This is a genomic window from Leclercia sp. GLN_9, assembly GCF_043105735.1.
GTDB classification, from domain to species: Bacteria; Pseudomonadota; Gammaproteobacteria; order Enterobacterales; family Enterobacteriaceae; genus Enterobacter; species Enterobacter adecarboxylatus.
Genome location: NZ_JBICLV010000005.1, coordinates 98,051 through 119,129, shown reverse-complemented (window position 1 = coordinate 119,129; position 21,079 = coordinate 98,051). Strand labels below are relative to the sequence as shown.

Here is a 21,079-nt window from a genome sequence, read left to right as displayed (position 1 = left end):
TCTATGTCATGCCCGGTCATTGAGCTGACTCAGCAGCTTATTCGCCGCCCCTCCCTTAGCCCGGACGATGCAGGTTGTCAGGCGCTGATGATCGAACGCCTGCGGGCGATTGGTTTTACCGTCGAACCTATGGATTTTGGCGATACGCAAAATTTCTGGGCCTGGCGCGGTCAGGGCGAAACGCTGGCTTTTGCCGGACATACTGATGTGGTGCCAGCCGGTGACGCTGACCGCTGGATCAATCCCCCCTTCGAACCAACCATCCGTGACGGCATGCTGTTTGGGCGCGGCGCGGCAGACATGAAAGGTTCGCTGGCAGCGATGGTGGTTGCCGCCGAACGCTTCGTGGCGCAATACCCGAATCATAAAGGCCGTCTGGCGTTTTTAATCACCTCTGATGAAGAGGCCAGCGCTAAAAACGGCACCGTGAAGGTGGTGGAAACGCTGATGGCGCGCAACGAACGCCTGGATTATTGCCTGGTGGGCGAGCCATCCAGCACCGAAGTGGTGGGTGACGTGGTTAAAAATGGCCGTCGCGGCTCTATGACCTGTAACCTGACCATTCACGGCGTGCAGGGTCACGTAGCCTATCCGCATCTGGCTGATAACCCGGTACACCGCGCCGCACCTATGCTCAACGAGCTGGTGGGGATCGAGTGGGACAAGGGCAACGACTACTTCCCGCCGACCAGCATGCAGATTGCCAATATCCAGGCCGGTACCGGCAGCAACAACGTCATCCCCGGCGACCTGTTTGTGCAGTTTAACTTCCGCTTCAGCACCGAGCTGACGGACGAAATGATCAAAGCCCGCGTCGTAGCCCTGCTGGAGAAACACCAGCTGCGCTACAGCATTGACTGGTGGATTTCTGGCCAGCCGTTCCTGACCGGGCGCGGTAAGCTGGTTGATGCGGTGGTTAATGCTATCGCGCACTATAATGAAATTAAACCGCAACTGCTGACCACGGGCGGCACATCCGACGGACGCTTTATTGCCCGTATGGGTGCGCAGGTGGTCGAACTTGGGCCGGTGAATGCCACCATTCATAAAATCAATGAATGCGTGAATGCAGCTGATTTGCAACTGCTGGCCCGTATGTATCAACGTATTATGGAGCAGCTCGTCGCCTGACGGCTGCCCCAAAGAAGGATAAGCGAATGGACTGGCTGGCTAAATACTGGTGGCTTCTGGTACTGGTTTTTCTGGTAGGCGTACTGCTGAACGTGATCAAGGATCTCAAGCGCGTTGATCACAAGAAATTCCTCGCCAACAAACCTGAACTCCCTCCACATCGTGATTTTAACGACAAGTGGGACGATGAAGACGACTGGCCGAAGAAAGACCAGAAGAAGTAATGGCTTAACCCTCTCCCCGGCGGGGAGAGGGTTATCTCTCAGAAAAACTCAACTATATCGTCGTCATTCGGCTTGCCGCCGCTGAGCGCTTCATCGAAGTAGTGTTTCGGCACGGTAAAACGCAGGTGGTCCAGCGCGAACTGGATGCTGCGATCGTCAATGGCGTGTCCCAAATCGTCGACAATATCCAGGGTCACATCGCCGCCCGCGCGGATCAACGCTTCCTGGCCCGCAACCGCGTGGGACAGCTCAATCACGCGATCTTCCCCACCGTGGATCAGGTGAATGGTGGTTTCTGTGCTCGCCCGTTCAGGCAGGGTCGCATAGCGGCCGTTGAACGCAATGATCCGTGAGGCTAAGCCCGGCTCGGCCTTGATGCTCTCCAGCGCCATGATCGCCCCCTGAGAAAACCCGATCAGGGCGGTGGCGTTCGCCTTAACACCGCTCTGCTGCTGCCAGTAACGCACCGTGTCGACAAATGTCGGCATGATTGCGTTCACCCGCTCCTGACGGCTATCTTCCGTCACGTCCTGCACTGAAAACCACTGACGACCATTCGGGCCGCATGGCTCGGCGCCGCCGACGCTGACGACCAGGGCATCGGGAAACAGCGGCGCAAACCAGCTGCCAATCTGCGCCATATTGACCGGATTATCACCGACGCCATGAAACAGGAGCAGCAGCTGCTTTGCCGGTTTATCGGGGCTTTGGACAACAAAATGGTCATGTTTCATAGCAGTCTCCTTAATTGATAAGCGGGATTCTACGCCTGACAGGCAGAATGAACATGCCAGTTCACTGATGAAGTCATTGAAAAAATTGCCATTGCAAAACGGTGTGCCTTAACGTCTGACAGCGTTCGCTGTCGAGCTGAACCAGCGCCTGACCCGCTTCAGTACGCAGATGGCTCAACACGGCTTTACGTCCGCTGAGGGCCAGCGCGCGGCTCAGGGCGCTATCGTCCAGCCCCTGTTCGATTTTGCCCCGCAGCCCTGACAGCGGCAGATCCGTCGCCTGTAGCAGTCGTGTCAGGCTGGGCATCGCCGCCGAAAGGGGACGATGCGCAAAGGCGAACCCGGCCAAATCCAGCCAGTCATCATCATTAAGGGTAGCCTCACCTGTGGGCACTACCGGGATCTTTTCACCGTTCCAGCGTTCAATAACTGATGCATCGCGACAGAGCCGCTGATGTTCGCGCTGGCACAAATCCTGCCCCGCCGCGCTGAGCGGCAGCATCGCCATTGCCGTGTAGCAACCGCTGCTGGCCTCGCGGTGACTGCCGATGCGCACCAGAATAAATCCGCAGCGCTGCCAGAAGCGCCAAAGCTCCCCGGTATAGCCAAAGCTGACGGAAAGGTAGTCGATGTTCATCTGCTGGCGGGCTGTGGCAATCAGCGCCTGACCAATCCCCTCACGCTGGCGCGCGGGATGGACGGCAATGCGCGTGACCCGCCGGGCGGTGAGCGTGGCCGCCTGCGGCGATCCGCCATGGGCAGCCAGCGATTGCGCCACCAGGTTACCGCGTGGACGCCGGTAGCCCGCCCACACCGCCTGGCTGAGTGCCGGACTCAGGCCGCCCTCCTCCACCAGCCACAGCGCGCCGCAGACGTCCTCACCCGTACGGGCGACGGCAAAATGCTGCCCGGAGGCATCCATCATGCGCCGCAGATCCAGCGGAGAGGTCCGGTAGTGAGCGGCGCAGAGCAGTTTATAGACCGCCGCCGGGAGTTCAGGGTCGCGGCTCCAGGCCTCCTGCTCCAGCGGTGTACAGACGATCTCGCCCTGCGAAAGGCTCTCTTCGGGCGCATCATCAAACAGCAGTACCTCGGCGATAATGCGCTCCAGCGGGCAACCCGCCGCCCAGCGCACCGGTTCGCTCAGGGTGAAGTAACGCAGCCCGGCAAACCGGGCGCAGAATTTCAGCAAAAATCCCCTGCCGGTGCCTTCATACCCCTGCACCGTGGTGGTGAGCAGTACCCGAGGGAAGCGTGTCACCAGCTGTGCCAGCAGCGGGCCGGGGATTGCCGCCGCCTCATCGACGATCAGCCAGTCAGCACGCACGTCCGATGCCAGCAGCGCGTCCGGGGCCATAAAGTGATAGCGGTCGCCACCGAAGCGGGCGATAACCTCTGTCGCCGCTCTGGCGGGTGCCGTCACAATGGCGTGGCCTGCCATACGCTGTAGCAACATGCCTGCCAGCGCTGACTTTCCGCGCCCGCGCGCTGCGGTCACGGCGGCAACTCCTTCGGGCAGGGTCGTCAGGTAGGCGAGTATCGCGGCCTGCTCGCGCTGTGGCTCACCGCTGGCCGGGTGCCAGTCCGGGGCAGAGTGGGTTGGCAGAGGAGGACAAGGTGCCCCCTGCTGCCACAGTAAAACCTGCGGATCGCGGGAGATATGACGGCAGAAATGTTCAATAAAACGTGGCGTGGGGATCGGCTCTGGCCTGTCGCTCCAGCGCAGCGAGTCCTGGTCAGATTTTTCCGGCCATAGCGCCAGGGCGGGGGTGAGTAACACCAGCAGGCTTCCGGCGCGCAAGGTGCCGCCCACAGCCGCAAACGCCGAGACGTCAAATCCCTGGCGGGCATCGAAGATGGCGTGCAGAAATTCACGCCCCAGCAGCTGATTAAGCGCCTGGGGCGAACATGACGGGAGCTGAGGTGCATTGTCGCCCACCCACAACCAGTCGCCGGGATAGCTTTCTTTCAGCAGCAGCGCCTGTTGCTGCGTCCATGTGTCGTCCCCGCTCAGCACCAGCAGTCGCCGGTGCCCCTCCCGCGCCAGTTGTTCAGGCAACCCTGATAAATTCATCCCTGACATTGTGAATTAGATGGCCTTACCGAAGGTGTTGCACTGTGCCGGATCGCCGCCGTCAAAACCTTTTTTGAACCAGCTGTAACGCTGTTCCGAGGTGCCGTGCGTAAAGCTGTCTGGCACCACATGACCCTGACTTTGCTGTTGCAGACGATCGTCGCCAATGGCCTGGGCGGCGTTAAGCGCCTCTTCCAGATCGCCAGCCTCCAGCACGCCCTCCTGCTGCATATTGTGCCCCCAGACGCCGGCAAAGCAGTCGGCCTGCAGCTCCATACGCACCGACAGCGCATTCACTTCGCTTTCGCTGGCATTCTGCTGTAGCTGACGGACCTTCGGCTCAATACCGAGCAGTTTCTGCACGTGATGACCCACTTCATGAGCGATGACATAGCCCTGGGCAAAATCGCCGTCGGCGCCCAGCTTGCGTTTCATGTCATCGTAAAAGGAGAGATCGATATAGACGGTGGAGTCGGCAGGGCAATAGAACGGCCCCATCACCGATTGCCCGGTGCCGCAGCCGGTGCGTGTGGCACCACGATACATCACCAGCTTCGGCTGCTGGTACGTCCGGCCCATTTTGTCGAACAGCTGACCCCAGGTATCTTCCGTGGTCGCCAGGATCACCGAGGTGAATTTCGCTGCTTCATCTTCATTCGGACTGATGGAGCGTGTCGCCTGCTGCTGTTGCGGCATCGGTTGCCCGGTGAGTAACCCGCTCAAGTCGACCCCGTAATAGCCCGCGACCACGACTACCAGCAAAAGAATGATGCCGCCCTTCCCTCCCGGCAGCCGGAAGCCCGGCCCCCCCATTGACGGACCACCGCTATTACGTCTGTCATCTACATTGTCACTTCCACGACGCCCTTGCCAGCGCATAACCACCTCGAAATATCATCATGATAATAAGTATGATCGTAGGCGGTTCGGGGAAAGATTACCACTGCAAACAGGGGTGAGATGCCAGAGGAACGGACGTCCCCCTGGCGATAAGGCGGGATTAATCGAGTTTAACACCCAGACGATGGGCAACGGCTTCGTACGCTTCGATCACGCCGCCCAGGCTCTGGCGGAAGCGGTCTTTATCCATTTTATCCAGCGTCTCTTTGTCCCACAGGCGGCTGCCGTCCGGGGAGAATTCATCACCCAGCACCACTTCACCTTTATACAGGCCGAACTCCAGTTTGAAGTCCACCAGGATCAGGCCCGCGTCATCAAACAGCTTTTTCAGCACGTCGTTCGCTTTGAAGGTCAGCTCCTGCATACGCGCCAGGTTCTCTTTGCTCACCCAGCCAAAGGTTTCGCAGTAAGATTCGTTGACCATGGGATCGTGCATAGCGTCGTTTTTCAGGAACAGGTCGAACAGCGGCGGATTGAGTTCGATGCCCTCTTCAATGCCCAGACGCTTCACCAGGGAGCCTGCGGCACGGTTACGGACGACGCATTCCACCGGTACCATATCCAGCTTTTTCACCAGACATTCGGTATCGGACAGCAACGCTTCCATCTGCGTCGGGATGCCCGCTTCTTCCAGCTTGCTCATAATGAAATGGTTGAACTTGTTGTTCACCATGCCTTTACGGTCAAACTGCTCAATGCGTGCGCCATCTCCTGCTGACGTATCATTGCGGAACTCGAGCACCAACAGATCCGGGTTCTCCGTGCTGTATACGGTTTTCGCTTTGCCACGATACAACTCAGCTTGCTTCTGCATCTTCATTACTCCTGGTGTGATGATTTGTGTTCAAAACTGGAGATATTATGCCACGCACACGTTTGCGTGGCACGAAAATAAAAAGGGCTGGATAAACCAGCCCTCTTTTTTATTTGCTGAATGCCGCCTGGAAGACAGCGACCAGCGCATCATTCTGCGACTGGGTCAGCGTGTGACCTTTCGGATCGATAAACTGCAGGCTGCTACGGTTGTCCAGATCGCCGACCTGAAGCTTGTAGTCGCCAGAAGCCAGACCCGGATCGCGTGCGCCCAGCTCTTCCCAGCTGCTGTCAGACAGCGGCTTGTAGGTGACCGTCATGCTGCCAGTTGAGCGGGTGCTGTCGGACACTTTCATACCGACGCGCTCAAGCGTTGCAGGCAGACGCTGCCAGACCTGGTTGAACGGACCACGTACGACAAGCATTGGCAGACCGGTTTCGTCGGCAGCGCTCTGCACGTCGAAGGTTGCGCCATTGCGGCTCTGGGCAGCATTGGCAGCATCGGTTGCGTTTTTATCGAGGCCCGCCGCGATGGTGTTAAGCATCTCGGTGCTGTAGCGCTGCAGGGAAGCGGCATCTGAAACAGGCTTGCCTGCCTGCTCCAGGTTCAGCAGCTTAACGACGACCGCCTGCTGATAACCCTGAGGTTTAACAGAGACTTGATAACGTCCACGGTACTGTTGATCTTCATCCAGACGGGACCATTCGATCCAGTCGGTCGACAGTGTCTGGCTGGCATCATCGCGTTGCGTGATTGTGTAGTTCTTCGACTGAATCACGCTAACAACCTGCGGCCACAGCGTGGCATTACGCGCGCTCTCAACCTGCAGCGTCGCGGTATCGCCAGTGAACTGAGTACGCGCCCCGCTTACCAGCGCCAGAGGCTGTGCTGGTGGACGGATATCAAGCGCTTTGCCTACCGCGCCGCTCCCGTTGGTGACCGGAATGGTATAGTCGCCATTCTGAATCGGCAGGATCATGCCAGCGGGCGCATGAAGTTCAGCAAGCGGCGCAGCATCCAGATAGGATTCGTCACCGCTCACCTGGCGCTTGTAGCGTGAATCTGAGCTACAGGCCGCGAGCAGCATAACAAGCGAAACACCCGCAACCTTCGCCAGGCGCGACTTCTGTACTGAGTAAGCCATCAAATCTCCCTAAACTTTACAGCAGACCGGCATGCTTCAGCGCGCCAGTGACCGTTTCGCGACCGTGGTCGGTAATCGGGGTCATTGGCAGGCGCAGCGTATCGGTCGCTACAAGTCCCAACTCCTTACATGCCCATTTCACTGGGATCGGATTGGGTTCGACAAATAATTTGTTGTGCAGCGGCATCAGACGCTGGTTAATCACGCGCGCTTCCTGGAAGTGACCGGCAGCCGCCAGTTTACACATTTCAGCCATATCGCGGGCTGCAACGTTGGAGGTCACGGAAATCACCCCGTGGCCACCGAGCTGCATAAAGTCCAGCGAGGTCGCATCATCACCGCTCAGCAGAATAAAGTCGTCTGAAACCAGCTCTTTGATCTGATGAACACGGCTTAAGTTCCCGGTCGCCTCTTTAATACCGATAATATTTTTTACTTTCGCGAGACGGCCAACCGTTTCTGGCAGCATATCGCAGCCAGTACGCGACGGCACATTATACAGGATTTGTGGCAAGTCAGTATGTTCAGCGATGGCTTTGAAATGCTGGAACAGACCTTCCTGGGTTGGACGGTTGTAGTATGGCGTTACCGTCAGGCAACCCACGACACCCGAATCGTTGAAGCGCTGAGTCAGGCTGATGGCTTCAGCGGTCGCGTTGGCACCCGTACCCGCAATGACCGGGATACGCCCGTCTGCCAGTTCGAGGGTCAGCATGACCACTTCGCCATGCTCTTCATGGCTCAGCGTTGCAGATTCACCGGTAGTCCCTACCGAAACAATCGCCGAGGTTCCGCTGGCGACATGATAATCAATCAGTTTCTTCAGGCTTGACCGGCAGACATTACCTTTCTCATCCATCGGTGTAACAAGCGCAACAATACTTCCCGTGAACATGGGCCATCCTCTGTGCGTACAAGAGCCTCAATGGTACGTTTGGTGCTGTAATAAAAGCAAGGGACATGAGGCCTCCAGGTTATTGTATGCCAGTTTTTTTTATGCTTTCCTTAGAAAGACTAAACCAAGCAAAGGAAGAACAGGTTTGACAACCTCATCACAACATTACCTGGTTATCACTGCGCTGGGTGCCGACAGGCCGGGGATCGTGAATACCATCACTCGCCACGTCAGTAGCTGCGGCTGCAACATTGAAGATAGCCGCCTGGCGATGCTGGGAGAAGAGTTTACCTTCATCATGCTCCTGTCCGGGTCATGGAATGCCATCACCTTAATTGAATCGACTCTGCCGTTAAAAGGCGCAGAGCTGGATCTGCTGATCGTGATGAAGCGTACCACCGCACGCCCGCAGCCGGCCCTGCCGGCAACCGTCTGGGTCCAGGTGGAAGTGACGGACTCCCCGCACTTAATCGAACGCTTTACCGCCCTGTTTGATAGCCATCAGATGAACATTGCCGAGCTGGTGTCCCGTACCCAGCCGGGTGAAGGCGACACTATCCCTAAACTGTTTATCCAGATCACCGCGCACAGCCCGGCATCTCAGGATGCCTCAAATATCGAGCAAGCATTCAAAGCCCTCTGTACAGAATTAAATGCGCAAGGCAGTATAAACGTCGTCAATTATTCCCAGCATGAACAAGACGGAGTTGAGTAATGAATCCACTGAAAGCCGGTGACATCGCACCGAAATTTAGCCTGCCCGATCAAGACGGCGAGCAAGTAAATTTAACCGACTTCCAGGGACAGCGTGTTCTGGTCTACTTCTACCCGAAAGCCATGACGCCGGGCTGTACCGTACAAGCCTGCGGTCTGCGCGACAACATGGACGAGTTGAAGAGCGCAGGCGTCGAAGTGCTGGGTATCAGTACCGATAAGCCTGAAAAGCTGTCTCGTTTTGCCGAAAAAGAGCTGCTGAACTTTACGCTGTTGTCCGACGAAGACCATCAGGTCTGCGGTGCGTTTGGTGTCTGGGGTGAGAAATCCTTTATGGGCAAAACCTACGACGGTATCCACCGCATCAGTTTCCTGATCGATGCTGAGGGTAAAGTTGAACATGTGTTTGACGACTTCAAAACCAGCAATCACCACGACGTGGTATTGAACTGGGTGAAAGAGAACGCCTGAGGATAAATGCAAAACGGCAACCTGAGTTGCCGTTTTTAGTGTTTGCTTCCTCTCTTTTTGAGAGAGGATAGAGTGAAGGCATCAACCCGCGCAGCCCGTGCAATCGCTAGCACCGCCGGGCATCAACACCAGGCTACTCCTCTACCGCTGGAACATCCGGCCAGGCATGTACCACCGCTTTAATCAGCGTTGCCAATGGGATGGCAAAGAACACTCCCCAGAACCCCCATAGCCCACCAAAAATCACCACCGACAGGATAATGACGATCGGGTGCAGGTTCACCGCTTCCGAGAACAGCACCGGCACCAGCAGGTTACCGTCCAGCCCCTGAATAATCAGATAGACAACGAAACAGCTCCAGAACTCGGTGCCCAGCCCAAACTGGAACAGCGCCACGCACACCACCGGAATAGTCACCACAAAGGCCCCGATATAGGGGATCAGCACCGAGAAGCCCACCAGCACCGCCAGCAGCAGCGAATAGTTCAGGCCGAAGATGAAGAAACCAATCCAGGTGGCCACGCCGACGACGATCATCTCCAGCACTTTGCCGCGGATGTAGTTAGTGATCTGCTGGTTCATCTCCTTCCACACCTGCCCTGCCAGGCCACGGTTACGCGGCAGCACCCGGCGCACCGCGTTAAGCATCTGCTCTTTGTCTTTGACCAGGAAGAAGACCATTAGCGGCACCAGCACCAGGTAGACCGCCAGCGTCAGCAGGCCCACCAGCGACGCGAGGGAGAATTTCACCACCGTATCCCCCATCGTCATGATACGGGTACGCATGTTTTCAGCCATCGCATCAATAATGCCCGCATCCATCAGGGCCGGATAACGGCGCGGCAGGGTGGCGGCAAAATCAGAGAGTTTGCTGAGCATGCCGGGCATATCGCGAATCAGGTAGATCCCCTGCTGCCAGGCGATCGGCAGCACCACAAAGGACATCACCAGCAGAATACCGACAAAAAAGACCAGCACAATAATGCTGGCCCAGCGGCGGGAGCAGCCGATATTTTCCAGCCGTACCGTTGGCCACTCCAGCAAATAGGCGAGGACAATCGCGACGAGTAGCGGGGCCAGCAGCCCGCTAAAGAAGAAGAGAATGCCAAATCCGGCAACCAGAATAACCAGCAAAGCAATGGCCTCGGGATCGCTAAAGCGCCGACGGTACCACTGCATTAATAACTCGAGCATGCAACCCTTCCCTGAAGATGTTGGCTGGACGTAAAAGGTGAATTGTATCGGAGAGTCAATGAAAAGACTTTCGCTTTTTCTTGCTCCGTCACAAAACGCAAAAGCCTGAAAAGAGGGATTTTCTTATCGCCCTGACGCGGCTACACTCCCAGAGCAGCCGCAGGTGAACGATATGCGGGTTATTCGGTCAAATTAGCACACCCACCAGACAGGACAGAGGTTATGTTCAGGCAGTTGAAAAAAACGTTGGTTGCGACGCTCATTGCTGCGCTGACCGCCGGTCAGATGATGCCCGCGTTCGCTGACTCTGCAGAATCATTGCCAGACATGGGCACCTCGGCAGGCAGCACGCTCTCCATTGGCCAGGAGCTGCAAATGGGCGACTACTATGTGCGCCAGCTGCGCGGCAGTGCGCCACTGATTAACGATCCGCTGCTGGTGCAGTACATCAATTCACTGGGGATGCGGCTGGTCTCCCATGCGGATTCGGTGAAAACCCCTTTCCACTTCTATTTAATCAATAACGATGAGATCAACGCCTTCGCCTTCTTCGGCGGCAATGTGGTGTTGCACTCGGCGTTATTCCGCTACGCCGACAATGAAAGCCAACTGGCCTCGGTAATGGCGCACGAAATTTCCCACGTTACCCAGCGCCATCTGGCGCGGGCGATGGAAGATCAGAAGCGCAGCGCCCCGCTCACCTGGGTGGGCGCGCTGGGTTCTATTCTGCTGGCGATGGCCAGCCCGCAGGCGGGCATGGCAGCGCTGACCGGTACGCTGGCGGGAACGCGTCAGGGGATGATCAGCTTTACCCAACAAAACGAACAGGAAGCCGACCGCATTGGTATTCAGGTGCTGCAACGCTCCGGGTTCGATCCGCAGGCGATGCCGGGCTTCCTCGAAAAATTACTGGATCAGGCGCGCTACTCCTCACGTCCACCGGAAATTTTGCTGACCCACCCCCTGCCGGAGAGCCGTCTGTCGGACGCCCGTAACCGCGCCAACCAGATGCGTCCGGTAGTGGTGCAGTCCTCGGAAGATTTCTACATGGCGAAGGTCAGAAGCCTCGGTATGTACAATTCCGGGCGCAACCAGCTGACCAACGATCTGCTGGACGCGCTGGCGAAAGGCAACGTGCGTGAACAGCGTGCGGCCCAGTATGGCCGGGCATTGCAGGCGATGGAGGCCAGCAACTATGATGAGGCCCGCAAAAATCTTCAGCCACTGCTGACCGCAGAGGCCAACAATGCCTGGTATCTCGATATGGCGACCGACATCGATTTAGGGCAGAAAAAAGCCCAGGATGCGATCAATCGTCTGAAAGGTGCCCGAGACTTGCGCACCAATCCAGTGCTGCAACTCAACCTGGCGAATGCTTACTTACAGGGTGGACAGCCGCAGCAAGCCGCGACGCTCCTCAACCGCTACACCTTCAGTAATAAAGATGATCCTAACGGCTGGGATCTGCTGGCCCAGGCGGAAGGTGCCCTTGGCCATCGCGATCAAGAGCTGGCGGCACGCGCCGAAGGCTATGCCCTGGCCGGGCGTCTGGACCAGGCCATCTCCCTGCTGAGCAGCGCCAGCTCGCAGGTGAAACTCGGTAGCCTGCAACAGGCCCGTTACGATGCCCGCATCGATCAGTTGCGCCAGCTGCAGCAGCGCTACCGCCCGTATGAAAAGATGTAAAGGAGAAAAGATGTCTGACGCGGTTACTATCTACCATAACCCCCGCTGCTCAAAGAGCCGCGAAACCCTGGCCCTGCTGCAATCGAACGGCATTGAGCCGCAGGTGGTGCTCTATCTGGAGACGCCGCCGGATGCCGACACCCTTCGCACACTGTTAAGCCAGCTGGGAATGCGCAGCGCCAGAGAGTTAATGCGCCAGAAAGAGGAGCTTTACAAAGCGTTGGGGCTGGCTGACAGCGCGCTCAGTGAAGAGGCATTACTACAGGCGATGGTGGATAATCCGAAGCTGATCGAGCGCCCGATTGTGGTGGCAAACGGCAAAGCGCGCATTGGCCGCCCACCTGAACAGGTGCTGGAGATTGTGCAGTAAACATGGAACAGCCCGGCAGCCTGTGCGCGCCGGGCCTACAGATTGAGGATATCTTTCACAAAGGGAATGGTGAGCTTCCGCTGGGCGGTGATGGAGGCCTTGTCCAGCTGATCGAGCGTCATAAACAGGGTACGCATCTCGCGATCCAGCCGCTTCAACAGAAAACGCCCCACGTCTTCCGGCAGTTCAAAGCCCCGCAACCGCGCCCGCAGCTGCAAAGCCTGCAGTTTATCTTCATCCGAGAGCGGCTGTAATTTATAGATTTGCCCCCAGTCGAGACGAGATGCCAGATCGGCAAGCCCGAGATTCAGCTGCCGCGGTGGACGATCGCCGGTGATCAGCAGCCGGGTTTTCCCGGACTCCAGAATGCGGTTATAGAGATCAAAAATCGCCATTTCCCACAGCTCATCCCCCGCCACGCATTCGATATTGTCGATGCAGACCAGCGACAGCTGTTCCATTCCGTCGAGCACTTCCGGCACGAACCAGGTGCGCTTATCCAGCGGCACATAGCCGACCGCATCCCCGCGCTGCGAGAGTTCGGCGCAGGCTGCATGCAGCAGATGGCTGCGCCCCGCGCCTTCGCGTGACCAGATATAGATGTAACCGCTGTGCTCCTGGCGCAACACGTTTTGCAGTGCAGCCAGTAAAGAGGGGTTATCACCCGGCCAGAAACTAGCGAAAGTTTCGTCGTCGGGAAGATAAAGTGGCAAAGAGAGCTGTGCCGGTGCGTTCAGAAATACCTCAACCAGGTCTTACTCGGAATCGGCCCAGAGTTTAACACGGAACAAGCGGGGAGAGAACCGGGCGGATCGGCCGCCCGGTTAGACGATCAATGAGAGACTTTTTCTGTCTCTTCCGCGTCCAGAACCACTTCTTCCGGGCGCAGGATGGAGATCACTTTGAAGATCAGGGCGAGGCCGATACCCACAATGGTCGCCAGCGCCATGCCTTTCAGCTCCGCTGCACCAATGTGAACCTTGGCACCGCTGACGCCAATAATCAGGATCACGGAGGTCAGGATCAGGTTCTGCGCTTTGCTGTAATCGACTTTAGACTCGATCAGGACGCGGATACCGGAAGCACCGATTACCCCGTACAGCAGCAGCGAAACACCGCCCATCACCGGCACCGGGATGATCTGGATCGCCGCCGCCAGTTTACCCACGCAGGAGAGCAGAATGGCAATAATTGCCGCGCCGCCGATAACCCAAGTGCTGTAAACGCGGGTAATTGCCATGACGCCGATATTCTCACCGTAGGTGGTGTTTGGCGTGGAGCCGAAGAAACCGGAGATAATGGTCGAGAAGCCGTTGGCAAACATTGAGCGGTGCAGACCCGGGTCGCGGATCAGGTCGCGCTTGACGATGTTCGCCGTGACCACCAGGTGACCGACGTGCTCGGCAATAACCACCAGCGCCGCCGGCAGGATGGTGAAGATGGCAAACCACTCAAAACGCGGGGTATAGAAGGTTGGCAGAGCAAACCAGTGAGCCTGCGCGATTGGCGTCGTATCGACCACGCCCATGGCGAAGGAGAGCGCATAGCCCGCCAGCACGCCAATCAGGATCGGGATAATCGCCATAAAGCCACGGAACAGCACCGAGCCAAAGACCGTCACGCCCAGGGTGACCAGCGAGATGATAATGGTTTTGGTATCCGGCGACTGACCGTCGGCAGGCAGCAGGCCCGCCATGTTTGCCGCCACACCGGCTAACTCAAGCCCGATGACGGCAACGATTGCGCCCATTGCCGCAGGCGGGAACATCACATCCAGCCAGCCCGTACCGGCTTTTTTCACAATGAAAGCAACGAGGCAGAACAGCACGCCGCACATAATGAAACCGCCCAGCGCCACTTCATAGCCTAAAGGCAACAGCAACAGTACCGGCGAGATAAAGGCAAAGCTCGAACCCAGATAGGCCGGGATTTTACCTTTACAGATGAAGAGGTACAGCAGCGTTCCGATGCCGTTAAACAACAGCACGGTGGCCGGGTTAATGTGGAACAGGATTGGCACCAGCACGGTTGCGCCAAACATCGCAAACAGGTGCTGCAAACTAAGCGGGATTGTCTGTAAAAGTGGCGGTCTTTCACTCACCCCGATAGCACGGCGCGTCATAGTGTTTTCCTCAAGTGTTGTTTGTTTTTAACGGTTGGTTTTTTTATTCAAAAAAAAGCCGACTATCAAAGTCGGCTTCTTTTTCGTTTATCACTTACTTAGTACCAAAAATCTTATCACCGGCATCGCCGAGGCCCGGGATGATGTACCCGTGCTCGTTCAGACCCTGATCAACAGACGCGGTATACAGCTCCACGTCCGGGTGCGCTTTTTCCAGCGCGGCGATCCCTTCCGGTGCGGCAACCAGTACCAGCACCTTGATGCTGCTGCAGCCCGCGTTTTTCAGCAGATCGATAGTGGCGATCATCGAACCACCGGTGGCCAGCATTGGGTCAACGACCAGCGCCATACGCTCGTCGATGTTGGAAACCAGCTTCTGGAAATACGGCACTGGCTCAAGAGTTTCTTCGTTACGGTAGATACCGACCACGCTGATACGCGCGCTCGGGACGTGCTCCAGCACGCCTTCCATCATGCCCAGACCCGCACGCAGGATTGGCACAACGGTAATTTTTTTGCCTTTGATCTGCTCAACCTGTACTGGGCCGTTCCAGCCTTCAATGGTCACCGTTTCGGTTTCCAGATCGGAGGTTGCTTCATAAGTCAGTAAGCTGCCAACTTCAGAAGCCAGTTCACGAAAGCGCTTAGTGCTGATGTCATGCTCACGCATCAGGCCCAGCTTGTGTTTAACGAGTGGGTGTTTCACTTCCACAATCTTCATTCTCTTTCTCCTTCGGGTGGCAGCCACAAAAAAAATCGCCGGATTATACCGCTTTTTTCAGACTGCGCCATACCCATCTTGCTTGACCGGGATCAACCAAAGTGAATAACAGGCTGCAGAGAGTATAAAAGAGACAAAAAAAACCGGAGGGGGATCTCCGGCCTTTATGCGGGGTTTCGCCGGGTGGCGCTGCGCTTACCCGGCCATGTCACAGAGCTACAGCGTCTCGCCGTTGCTGGCGATCACCTTCTGATACCAGGCAAAGGATTTTTTCTTACTGCGATTCAGTGTGCCGTTGCCTTCGTTGTCTTTATCGACATAGATAAAGCCATAGCGTTTTTTCATTTCGCCGGTACCGGCAGAGACCAGATCGATGCAGCCCCACGGGGTGTAGCCCATCAGATCCACGCCATCTTCCACTACCGCTTTTTTCATCTCGCGGATATGGGCGCTGAGATAGTCGATGCGGTACTGGTCGTTCACCGTGCCGTCGCTCTCCAGCACATCGATAGCGCCAAAACCATTCTCGACGATAAACAGCGGCAGCTGGTAGTGATCCCAGAACCAGTTCAGGGAGTAGCGCAGGCCCACCGGGTCAATCTGCCAGCCCCAGTCCGATTTCTGTACGTAGGGGTTGGAGACCAGGCTTTTGCTCTCGTCGTAATCCAGCTGCGGGTTATCCGCCGTCGCTTTGGTGGCAAACGACATGTAATAGCTGAAGCCGATGTAATCCACGCAGCCCTGTTTCAGCGCCGCTTTATCCTCTTCGGTGATATCCAGCTCAAAACCACGACGGGCAAAGTAGTTCAGCAGATGCTGTGGATAGGCACCGCGCACGTGTACGTCGGTGAACCAGTAGCGGCGGTGCATGGCGTTCATCGCCATCATCATGTCGTCCGGGGCGCAGGTCAGCGGGTAGATAGGACACATGGCAATCATGCAGCCAATCCGCAGGGACGGGTTGATGTCACGTCCGGCTTTTACCGCCAGCGCGCTGGCCACCAGCTCATAGTGCGCCGCCTGGAACATCACCGGCTCGCGATCTTCGCCCGGCTGGTATTTCAGGCCGGAATTGGTGAAGGGTGCGAAGTCTTCGTGGAAGTTGGCCTGGTTGTTAATCTCGTTGAAGGTCATCCAGTACTTCACTTTGTGCTGATAACGTTCAAATACCACGCTGGCAAAGCGCACAAAGAAGTCGATCAGTTTGCGGTTGCGCCAGCCGCCATATTCGCTCACCAGGTGATACGGCATTTCGAAGTGCGAGAGGGTAATAACCGGCTCGATGCCGTGCTTCAGGCACTCATCAAACAGATCGTCATAAAACTGCAGGCCTGCCTCGTTGGGCTGCTGTTCGTCACCTTTGGGGAAAATACGTGTCCAGGCAATGGAGGTGCGGAAGCATTTAAAGCCCAGTTCCGCGAACAGTTGGATATCTTCTTTGTAACGATGATAGAAATCGATGGCTTCATGATTGGGGTAGTTTTTGCCCGGCAGCACCCCGTCGGTGATTTCGCGCGGGACGCCATGTGCGCCTGCGGTCATCACGTCTGCGACGCTTGAGCCCTTCCCGCCCTCTTGCCAGCCGCCTTCAAGTTGATGCGCCGCTACCGCGCCGCCCCACAGAAAACCCTCTTTGAATCCTGACATGCGATATCCCTCATTCAGCGTTAATTTTCGGCAAAAAAGAGTACAGAAACCGGTTTCAGTGAAATGATGTGCATTCAGCGAAGGGGTTGCAAGAAGAAGAATGTACCCGGTTTCATTTTCGTGAACGGGTTCAAGTTTGCGTAGCGAATCGCGATTTTTGCTGCATTTTCAGAGACCCGTTTTTCTGTTGCAGAATAGGCTCGCAAACGTTTGCCTGGACTGTTAGAATTGCGCCGATTTTTCTTACAATCGCAATGCAATCGCGTGGGGACTTGAGCCGTGACCAACAAAACTTCTCTCAGCTACAAAGATGCCGGTGTAGATATTGACGCAGGTAATGCGCTGGTTGACCGTATCAAAGGGGTAGTTAAAAAAACCCGCCGCCCGGAAGTAATGGGTGGGCTGGGAGGATTCGGCGCCCTGTGCGCGCTGCCGCAAAAATACCGTGAACCGGTTCTGGTCTCGGGCACCGACGGCGTAGGCACCAAGCTGCGTCTGGCGATGGATCTGAAACGCCACGACACCATCGGTGTTGATCTGGTTGCCATGTGTGTTAACGACCTGGTGGTTCAGGGTGCTGAGCCGCTGTTCTTCCTCGACTACTACGCGACCGGCAAGCTGGACGTGGACACCGCAGCCAGCGTGATCAGCGGTATCGCTGAAGGCTGCCTGCAGTCTGGCTGTGCGCTGGTTGGCGGTGAAACCGCTGAAATGCCGGGGATGTATCACGGCGAAGATTACGACGTAGCCGGTTTCTGCGTAGGCGTTGTCGAGAAATCCGAGATCATTGACGGCAGCAAAGTGACCGACGGCGATGTGCTGATTGCCTTGGGTTCCAGCGGCCCACACTCCAACGGTTACTCGCTGGTGCGTAAAATTGTCGAAGTCAGCGGCTGCGACCCGCTGACGACCGAACTGGAAGGCAAACCGCTGGCCGATCACCTGCTGGAACCTACCCGTATCTACGTGAAATCCATCCTGGAACTGATCGCGAACGTGGACGTTCACGCTATCGCCCACCTGACCGGCGGCGGCTTCTGGGAAAACATCCCGCGCGTATTGCCGGACAACACCCAGGCCGTGATCGACGAATCCTCCTGGCAGTGGCCAGCGGTGTTCAACTGGCTGCAGGATGCCGGTAACGTCAGCGACCACGAAATGTATCGCACCTTCAACTGCGGCGTGGGGATGCTAATCGCCCTGCCAGCCAGCGAAGTGGACAATGCCCTGGCGCTGCTGCAGGCGAAAGGTGAAAACGCGTGGAAAATCGGTATCATCAAGGCTTCTGATGCCGAACAGCGTGTGGTCATTGAATGAAAAATATAGTGGTGCTCATTTCCGGTAACGGAAGTAATTTGCAGGCTATCATCGATGCCTGCAAACAGAAGAAAATCAACGGCACCCTCCGCGCAGTATTCAGTAACAAGGCCGATGCGTTCGGCCTTGAGCGCGCCCGCGAAGCGGGCATTGCCGCGCATGCGCTCAGCGCTTCCCAGTTTGCCAGCCGCGAAGCCTTTGACCGCGAGCTGGTGCAGGAGATCGACGCCTACGCCCCGGATGTGGTGGTGCTGGCGGGCTATATGCGGATCCTCAGCCCGGCGTTTGTAGCCCACTATGCCGGACGTCTGCTGAACATCCACCCTTCCCTGCTGCCAAAATATCCTGGCCTGAATACTCATCGTCAGGTGCTGGAGAATGGCGACGCGGAGCACGGCACCTCGGTTCACTTTGTCACTGACGAACTGGACGGCGGCCCGGTGATCCTGCAGGCGAAAGTGCCGGTGTTTGAAGGCGACAGCGAAGAGGATGTTACCGCCCGGGTTCAGGCCCAAGAGCACGCCATCTACCCGCTGGTGGTGAGCTGGTTTGTGGATGGCCGCCTGGCGATGCGCGACGGCACCGCCTGGCTGGATGGCTCGCCGCTACCTCCACAAGGCCATGCGGCCGAAGAGTAATCTTTTGCCGGGTAGGCTTTGCTTACCCGGTCTCTCTGAATATAGGTCCGCGCAAACAAAGCGCCGACGGGCAATGCCGCCAACCCTCTATTATTCTTCAAGAAAAAATTTAACTGTCATACTTTTCTGACACAGTTGGACATATAGTGGAAATGCTCGCCATAATAAAGGCGAGACGGATTTACCACGTCCTGTGATTGAACTGGAGTGTGAGTAGTAATGGGTCAGGAAAAGTTATACATCGAGAAAGAGTTAAGCTGGTTAGCATTCAACGAGCGCGTGCTTCAGGAAGCAGCGGATAAAAGTAACCCGCTGATTGAGCGCATGCGTTTTCTGGGGATTTACTCAAACAATCTGGACGAGTTCTACAAAGTTCGCTTTGCTGAACTGAAACGCCGAATCATCATTAGCGAAGAGCAGGGTTTAAACTCGAATTCGCGTCATCTGCTTGGCAAGATCCAGTCCCGGGTGCTAAAAGCCGATCAGGAATTTGACAGTCTGTATAACGAATTGCTGCTGGAGATGGCACGCAATCAAATCTTCCTGATCAATGAGCGACAGCTTTCGGTCAACCAGCAGAGCTGGCTACGCCACTATTTCAAACAGTATCTGCGCCAGCACATCACCCCCATTCTGATTAACCGTGAAACCGATCTGGTGCAGTTCCTGAAGGATGACTACACCTATCTGGCGGTAGAAATTATCCGCGGCGACAGCATTCGCTATGCGCTGCTGGAGATCCCGTCAGATAAAGTGCCGCGCTTCGTCAATCTGCCGCCGGAAACGCCGCGTCGTCGCAAGCCGATGATCCTGCTGGATAACATCCTGCGCTACTGTCTGGACGACATCTTTAAAGGCTTCTTCGATTACGACGCGCTGAACGCCTATTCCATGAAGATGACCCGTGACGCCGAGTACGACCTGGTGCACGAGATGGAAGCCAGCCTGATGGAGCTGATGTCCTCCAGCCTTAAGCAACGTCTTACCGCCGAGCCGGTGCGCTTTGTTTATCAGCGTGATATGCCGGACGCGATGGTCGAGATGCTGCGTGAAAAGCTGACCATCTCCCGCTACGACTCCATCGTGCCGGGTGGTCGCTATCACAACTTTAAAGACTTTATCGGCTTCCCGAACGTCGGCAAAGCCAACCTGGTGAACAAGCCGCTGCCGCGCCTGCGCCATATTTGGTTCGATAAGTTCCGCAACGGCTTCGATGCCATCCGCGAGCGCGACGTCCTGCTCTACTATCCGTACCACACCTTTGAACACGTGCTGGAGCTGATGCGTCAGGCGTCGTTCGATCCCAACGTGCTGGCGATCAAAATCAACATCTACCGCGTGGCGAAAGACTCCCGCATTATCGATGCGATGATTCATGCCGCCCATAACGGGAAGAAAGTCACCGTGGTGGTAGAGTTGCAGGCACGCTTCGATGAAGAGGCCAACATTCACTGGGCGCGCCGTCTGACCGAAGCGGGCGTACACGTGATCTTCTCGGCCCCAGGGCTGAAGATCCACGCCAAGCTGTTCCTCATCTCCCGTAAAGAGGGGGATGATGTCGTGCGTTATGCCCACATCGGTACCGGCAACTTTAACGAGAAGACGGCGCGAATTTACACCGACTACTCGCTGCTTACCGCCGATGCGCGCATCACCAACGAGGTGCGCCGGGTCTTTAACTTCATTGAGAACCCGTATCGTCCGGTCAGCTTCGACTACCTGCTGGTGTCGCCGCAAAACTCTCGTCGCCTGCTGTATGATATGATCGACAAAGAGATTGCTAATGCCCAGAACGGCCTGCCGGCTGGCATTACGCTGAAGCTCAACAACCTCGTCGATAAAGGGCTGGTGGATCGTCTGTATGCAGCGTCCAGTTCCGGGGTTCAGGTCAATCTGCTGATCCGCGGTATGTGCTCCCTGATCCCCGATCTGGAAGGCATCAGCGAAAATATTCGCGTCATGAGCATCGTTGACCGCTATCTTGAACACGATCGCATCTATATTTTTGAGAACGGTGGCGATAAACGCGTTTACCTCTCTTCCGCAGACTGGATGACGCGCAACATCGATTATCGAATCGAAGTGGCGGCACCGCTGCTGGACCCGCGATTGAAGCAACAAATTCTTGATATCATCGATTTATTGTTAAGCGATACTGTAAAAGCACGTTATATCGATAAAGAACTGAGCAACCGCTATGTGCCGCGCGGCAATCGCCGTAAAGTACGGGCACAGCTGGCGATTTACGACTATATCAAATCACTCGAGCAACCCGATTAACC

20 protein-coding genes are annotated in these 21,079 nt (G+C 56.4%); 9 read left to right on the top strand and 11 right to left on the bottom strand.

What is annotated here, in order from left to right:
- The first annotated feature begins 3 nt into the window (after positions 1–3).
- Complete coding sequence (gene dapE / locus ACF8PE_RS02965) at positions 4–1,131, top strand: succinyl-diaminopimelate desuccinylase (protein WP_032613034.1); 1,128 nt, start codon at positions 4–6, stop codon at positions 1,129–1,131.
- 26 nt (positions 1,132–1,157) lie between these two features.
- Complete coding sequence (locus tag ACF8PE_RS02960; RefSeq protein WP_032613036.1) at positions 1,158–1,355, top strand: YpfN family protein; 198 nt, start codon at positions 1,158–1,160, stop codon at positions 1,353–1,355.
- Between the two features lie 38 nt (positions 1,356–1,393).
- Here the strand turns inward: ACF8PE_RS02960 and ypfH are convergent, their stop codons facing one another.
- From ypfH to dapA, 6 genes are all read right to left on the bottom strand, one after another.
- Entirely contained in the window at positions 1,394–2,089 is a 696-nt protein-coding gene (gene ypfH, locus ACF8PE_RS02955; protein ID WP_150872007.1) for an esterase, read from the bottom strand.
- Positions 2,090–2,162: 73 nt separating this feature from the next.
- On the bottom strand, positions 2,163–4,163 hold the full coding sequence (locus ACF8PE_RS02950) for a tRNA(Met) cytidine acetyltransferase TmcA (RefSeq protein WP_392494548.1): 2,001 nt from the start codon (positions 4,161–4,163) through the stop codon (positions 2,163–2,165).
- Between the two features lie 15 nt (positions 4,164–4,178).
- A complete protein-coding gene (locus ACF8PE_RS02945) occupies positions 4,179–5,042 on the bottom strand; it encodes a neutral zinc metallopeptidase (RefSeq protein WP_032613042.1) in 864 nt (287 codons plus the stop codon).
- A gap of 121 nt (positions 5,043–5,163) precedes the next feature.
- Positions 5,164–5,877 (bottom strand): phosphoribosylaminoimidazolesuccinocarboxamide synthase, encoded by a 714-nt coding sequence (gene purC / locus ACF8PE_RS02940; protein ID WP_032613044.1) that lies wholly within the window; start codon positions 5,875–5,877, stop codon positions 5,164–5,166.
- Between the two features lie 109 nt (positions 5,878–5,986).
- Positions 5,987–7,021, bottom strand: coding sequence for an outer membrane protein assembly factor BamC (bamC, locus tag ACF8PE_RS02935; RefSeq protein ID WP_059307419.1), 1,035 nt, complete (start codon positions 7,019–7,021; stop codon positions 5,987–5,989).
- A 16-nt stretch (positions 7,022–7,037) separates the two neighbouring features.
- Entirely contained in the window at positions 7,038–7,916 is an 879-nt protein-coding gene (dapA, locus tag ACF8PE_RS02930) for a 4-hydroxy-tetrahydrodipicolinate synthase (RefSeq protein ID WP_032613048.1), read from the bottom strand.
- 145 nt (positions 7,917–8,061) lie between these two features.
- On the opposite strand from dapA, the gene ACF8PE_RS02925 reads away from it, so the two are divergent.
- Together ACF8PE_RS02925 and bcp are read left to right on the top strand one after the other, a co-directional pair.
- Positions 8,062–8,631: a glycine cleavage system transcriptional repressor gene (locus tag ACF8PE_RS02925; protein ID WP_032613050.1), complete on the top strand. Its 570-nt coding sequence runs from the start codon at positions 8,062–8,064 to the stop codon at positions 8,629–8,631.
- Positions 8,631–9,101 (top strand): thioredoxin-dependent thiol peroxidase, encoded by a 471-nt coding sequence (gene bcp / locus ACF8PE_RS02920; protein WP_032613052.1) that lies wholly within the window; start codon positions 8,631–8,633, stop codon positions 9,099–9,101. The genes ACF8PE_RS02925 and bcp overlap by 1 nt, the downstream gene beginning before the upstream one ends.
- Before the next feature lie 133 nt (positions 9,102–9,234).
- On the opposite strand, the gene ACF8PE_RS02915 is transcribed toward bcp, so the two are convergent.
- Positions 9,235–10,296, bottom strand: coding sequence for an AI-2E family transporter (locus tag ACF8PE_RS02915; RefSeq protein WP_032613054.1), 1,062 nt, complete (start codon positions 10,294–10,296; stop codon positions 9,235–9,237).
- 222 nt (positions 10,297–10,518) lie between these two features.
- Between ACF8PE_RS02915 and bepA the strand changes: the two genes are divergently transcribed.
- Both bepA and arsC read left to right on the top strand, forming a co-directional pair.
- Positions 10,519–11,982, top strand: coding sequence for a beta-barrel assembly-enhancing protease (bepA, locus tag ACF8PE_RS02910; protein ID WP_032613057.1), 1,464 nt, complete (start codon positions 10,519–10,521; stop codon positions 11,980–11,982).
- Between the two features lie 10 nt (positions 11,983–11,992).
- The gene (gene arsC / locus ACF8PE_RS02905) at positions 11,993–12,352 is read left to right on the top strand and encodes an arsenate reductase (glutaredoxin) (RefSeq protein ID WP_032613059.1); all 360 of its coding nucleotides are present in this window, start codon (positions 11,993–11,995) and stop codon (positions 12,350–12,352) included.
- 35 nt (positions 12,353–12,387) lie between these two features.
- Here the strand turns inward: arsC and ACF8PE_RS02900 are convergent, their stop codons facing one another.
- From ACF8PE_RS02900 to ACF8PE_RS02885, 4 genes are all read right to left on the bottom strand, one after another.
- Positions 12,388–13,089 (bottom strand): DnaA inactivator Hda, encoded by a 702-nt coding sequence (locus ACF8PE_RS02900; protein ID WP_071886429.1) that lies wholly within the window; start codon positions 13,087–13,089, stop codon positions 12,388–12,390.
- A gap of 95 nt (positions 13,090–13,184) precedes the next feature.
- The gene (gene uraA, locus ACF8PE_RS02895) at positions 13,185–14,474 is read right to left on the bottom strand and encodes a uracil permease (protein ID WP_032613064.1); all 1,290 of its coding nucleotides are present in this window, start codon (positions 14,472–14,474) and stop codon (positions 13,185–13,187) included.
- A 94-nt stretch (positions 14,475–14,568) separates the two neighbouring features.
- Positions 14,569–15,195, bottom strand: coding sequence for a uracil phosphoribosyltransferase (upp, locus tag ACF8PE_RS02890; RefSeq protein ID WP_032613066.1), 627 nt, complete (start codon positions 15,193–15,195; stop codon positions 14,569–14,571).
- Between the two features lie 216 nt (positions 15,196–15,411).
- Positions 15,412–16,842: a 6-phospho-beta-glucosidase gene (locus ACF8PE_RS02885; protein ID WP_234549286.1), complete on the bottom strand. Its 1,431-nt coding sequence runs from the start codon at positions 16,840–16,842 to the stop codon at positions 15,412–15,414.
- Positions 16,843–17,121: 279 nt separating this feature from the next.
- Between ACF8PE_RS02885 and purM the strand changes: the two genes are divergently transcribed.
- The 3 genes from purM to ppk1 all read left to right on the top strand — a co-directional run bounded on the left by purM (position 17,122) and on the right by ppk1 (position 21,077).
- Complete coding sequence (gene purM, locus ACF8PE_RS02880) at positions 17,122–18,159, top strand: phosphoribosylformylglycinamidine cyclo-ligase (RefSeq protein ID WP_059307417.1); 1,038 nt, start codon at positions 17,122–17,124, stop codon at positions 18,157–18,159.
- Positions 18,156–18,797, top strand: a complete 642-nt coding sequence (gene purN / locus ACF8PE_RS02875) for a phosphoribosylglycinamide formyltransferase (protein WP_032613068.1) — start codon at positions 18,156–18,158, stop codon at positions 18,795–18,797. Before purM ends, purN begins: the two co-directional genes overlap by 4 nt.
- Positions 18,798–19,016: 219 nt before the next feature.
- The gene (ppk1, locus tag ACF8PE_RS02870) at positions 19,017–21,077 is read left to right on the top strand and encodes a polyphosphate kinase 1 (RefSeq protein ID WP_032613069.1); all 2,061 of its coding nucleotides are present in this window, start codon (positions 19,017–19,019) and stop codon (positions 21,075–21,077) included.
- The last annotated feature ends 2 nt before the right edge of the window (positions 21,078–21,079 follow it).

Coding starts and splice junctions, on each gene's coding strand:
- dapA (WP_032613048.1), bottom strand. CDS start 7,916: ATGTTCACGGGAAGTATTGTTGCGCTTGTTACACCGATGGATGAGAAA.
- ACF8PE_RS02950 (WP_392494548.1), bottom strand. CDS start 4,163: ATGAATTTATCAGGGTTGCCTGAACAACTGGCGCGGGAGGGGCACCGG.
- arsC (WP_032613059.1), top strand. CDS start 11,993: ATGTCTGACGCGGTTACTATCTACCATAACCCCCGCTGCTCAAAGAGC.
- ACF8PE_RS02915 (WP_032613054.1), bottom strand. CDS start 10,296: ATGCTCGAGTTATTAATGCAGTGGTACCGTCGGCGCTTTAGCGATCCC.
- uraA (WP_032613064.1), bottom strand. CDS start 14,474: ATGACGCGCCGTGCTATCGGGGTGAGTGAAAGACCGCCACTTTTACAG.
- bcp (WP_032613052.1), top strand. CDS start 8,631: ATGAATCCACTGAAAGCCGGTGACATCGCACCGAAATTTAGCCTGCCC.
- ypfH (WP_150872007.1), bottom strand. CDS start 2,089: ATGAAACATGACCATTTTGTTGTCCAAAGCCCCGATAAACCGGCAAAG.
- ACF8PE_RS02945 (WP_032613042.1), bottom strand. CDS start 5,042: ATGCGCTGGCAAGGGCGTCGTGGAAGTGACAATGTAGATGACAGACGT.
- bepA (WP_032613057.1), top strand. CDS start 10,519: ATGTTCAGGCAGTTGAAAAAAACGTTGGTTGCGACGCTCATTGCTGCG.
- dapE (WP_032613034.1), top strand. CDS start 4: ATGTCATGCCCGGTCATTGAGCTGACTCAGCAGCTTATTCGCCGCCCC.
- purN (WP_032613068.1), top strand. CDS start 18,156: ATGAAAAATATAGTGGTGCTCATTTCCGGTAACGGAAGTAATTTGCAG.
- purC (WP_032613044.1), bottom strand. CDS start 5,877: ATGCAGAAGCAAGCTGAGTTGTATCGTGGCAAAGCGAAAACCGTATAC.
- bamC (WP_059307419.1), bottom strand. CDS start 7,021: ATGGCTTACTCAGTACAGAAGTCGCGCCTGGCGAAGGTTGCGGGTGTT.
- upp (WP_032613066.1), bottom strand. CDS start 15,195: ATGAAGATTGTGGAAGTGAAACACCCACTCGTTAAACACAAGCTGGGC.
- ACF8PE_RS02960 (WP_032613036.1), top strand. CDS start 1,158: ATGGACTGGCTGGCTAAATACTGGTGGCTTCTGGTACTGGTTTTTCTG.
- ACF8PE_RS02885 (WP_234549286.1), bottom strand. CDS start 16,842: ATGTCAGGATTCAAAGAGGGTTTTCTGTGGGGCGGCGCGGTAGCGGCG.
- ppk1 (WP_032613069.1), top strand. CDS start 19,017: ATGGGTCAGGAAAAGTTATACATCGAGAAAGAGTTAAGCTGGTTAGCA.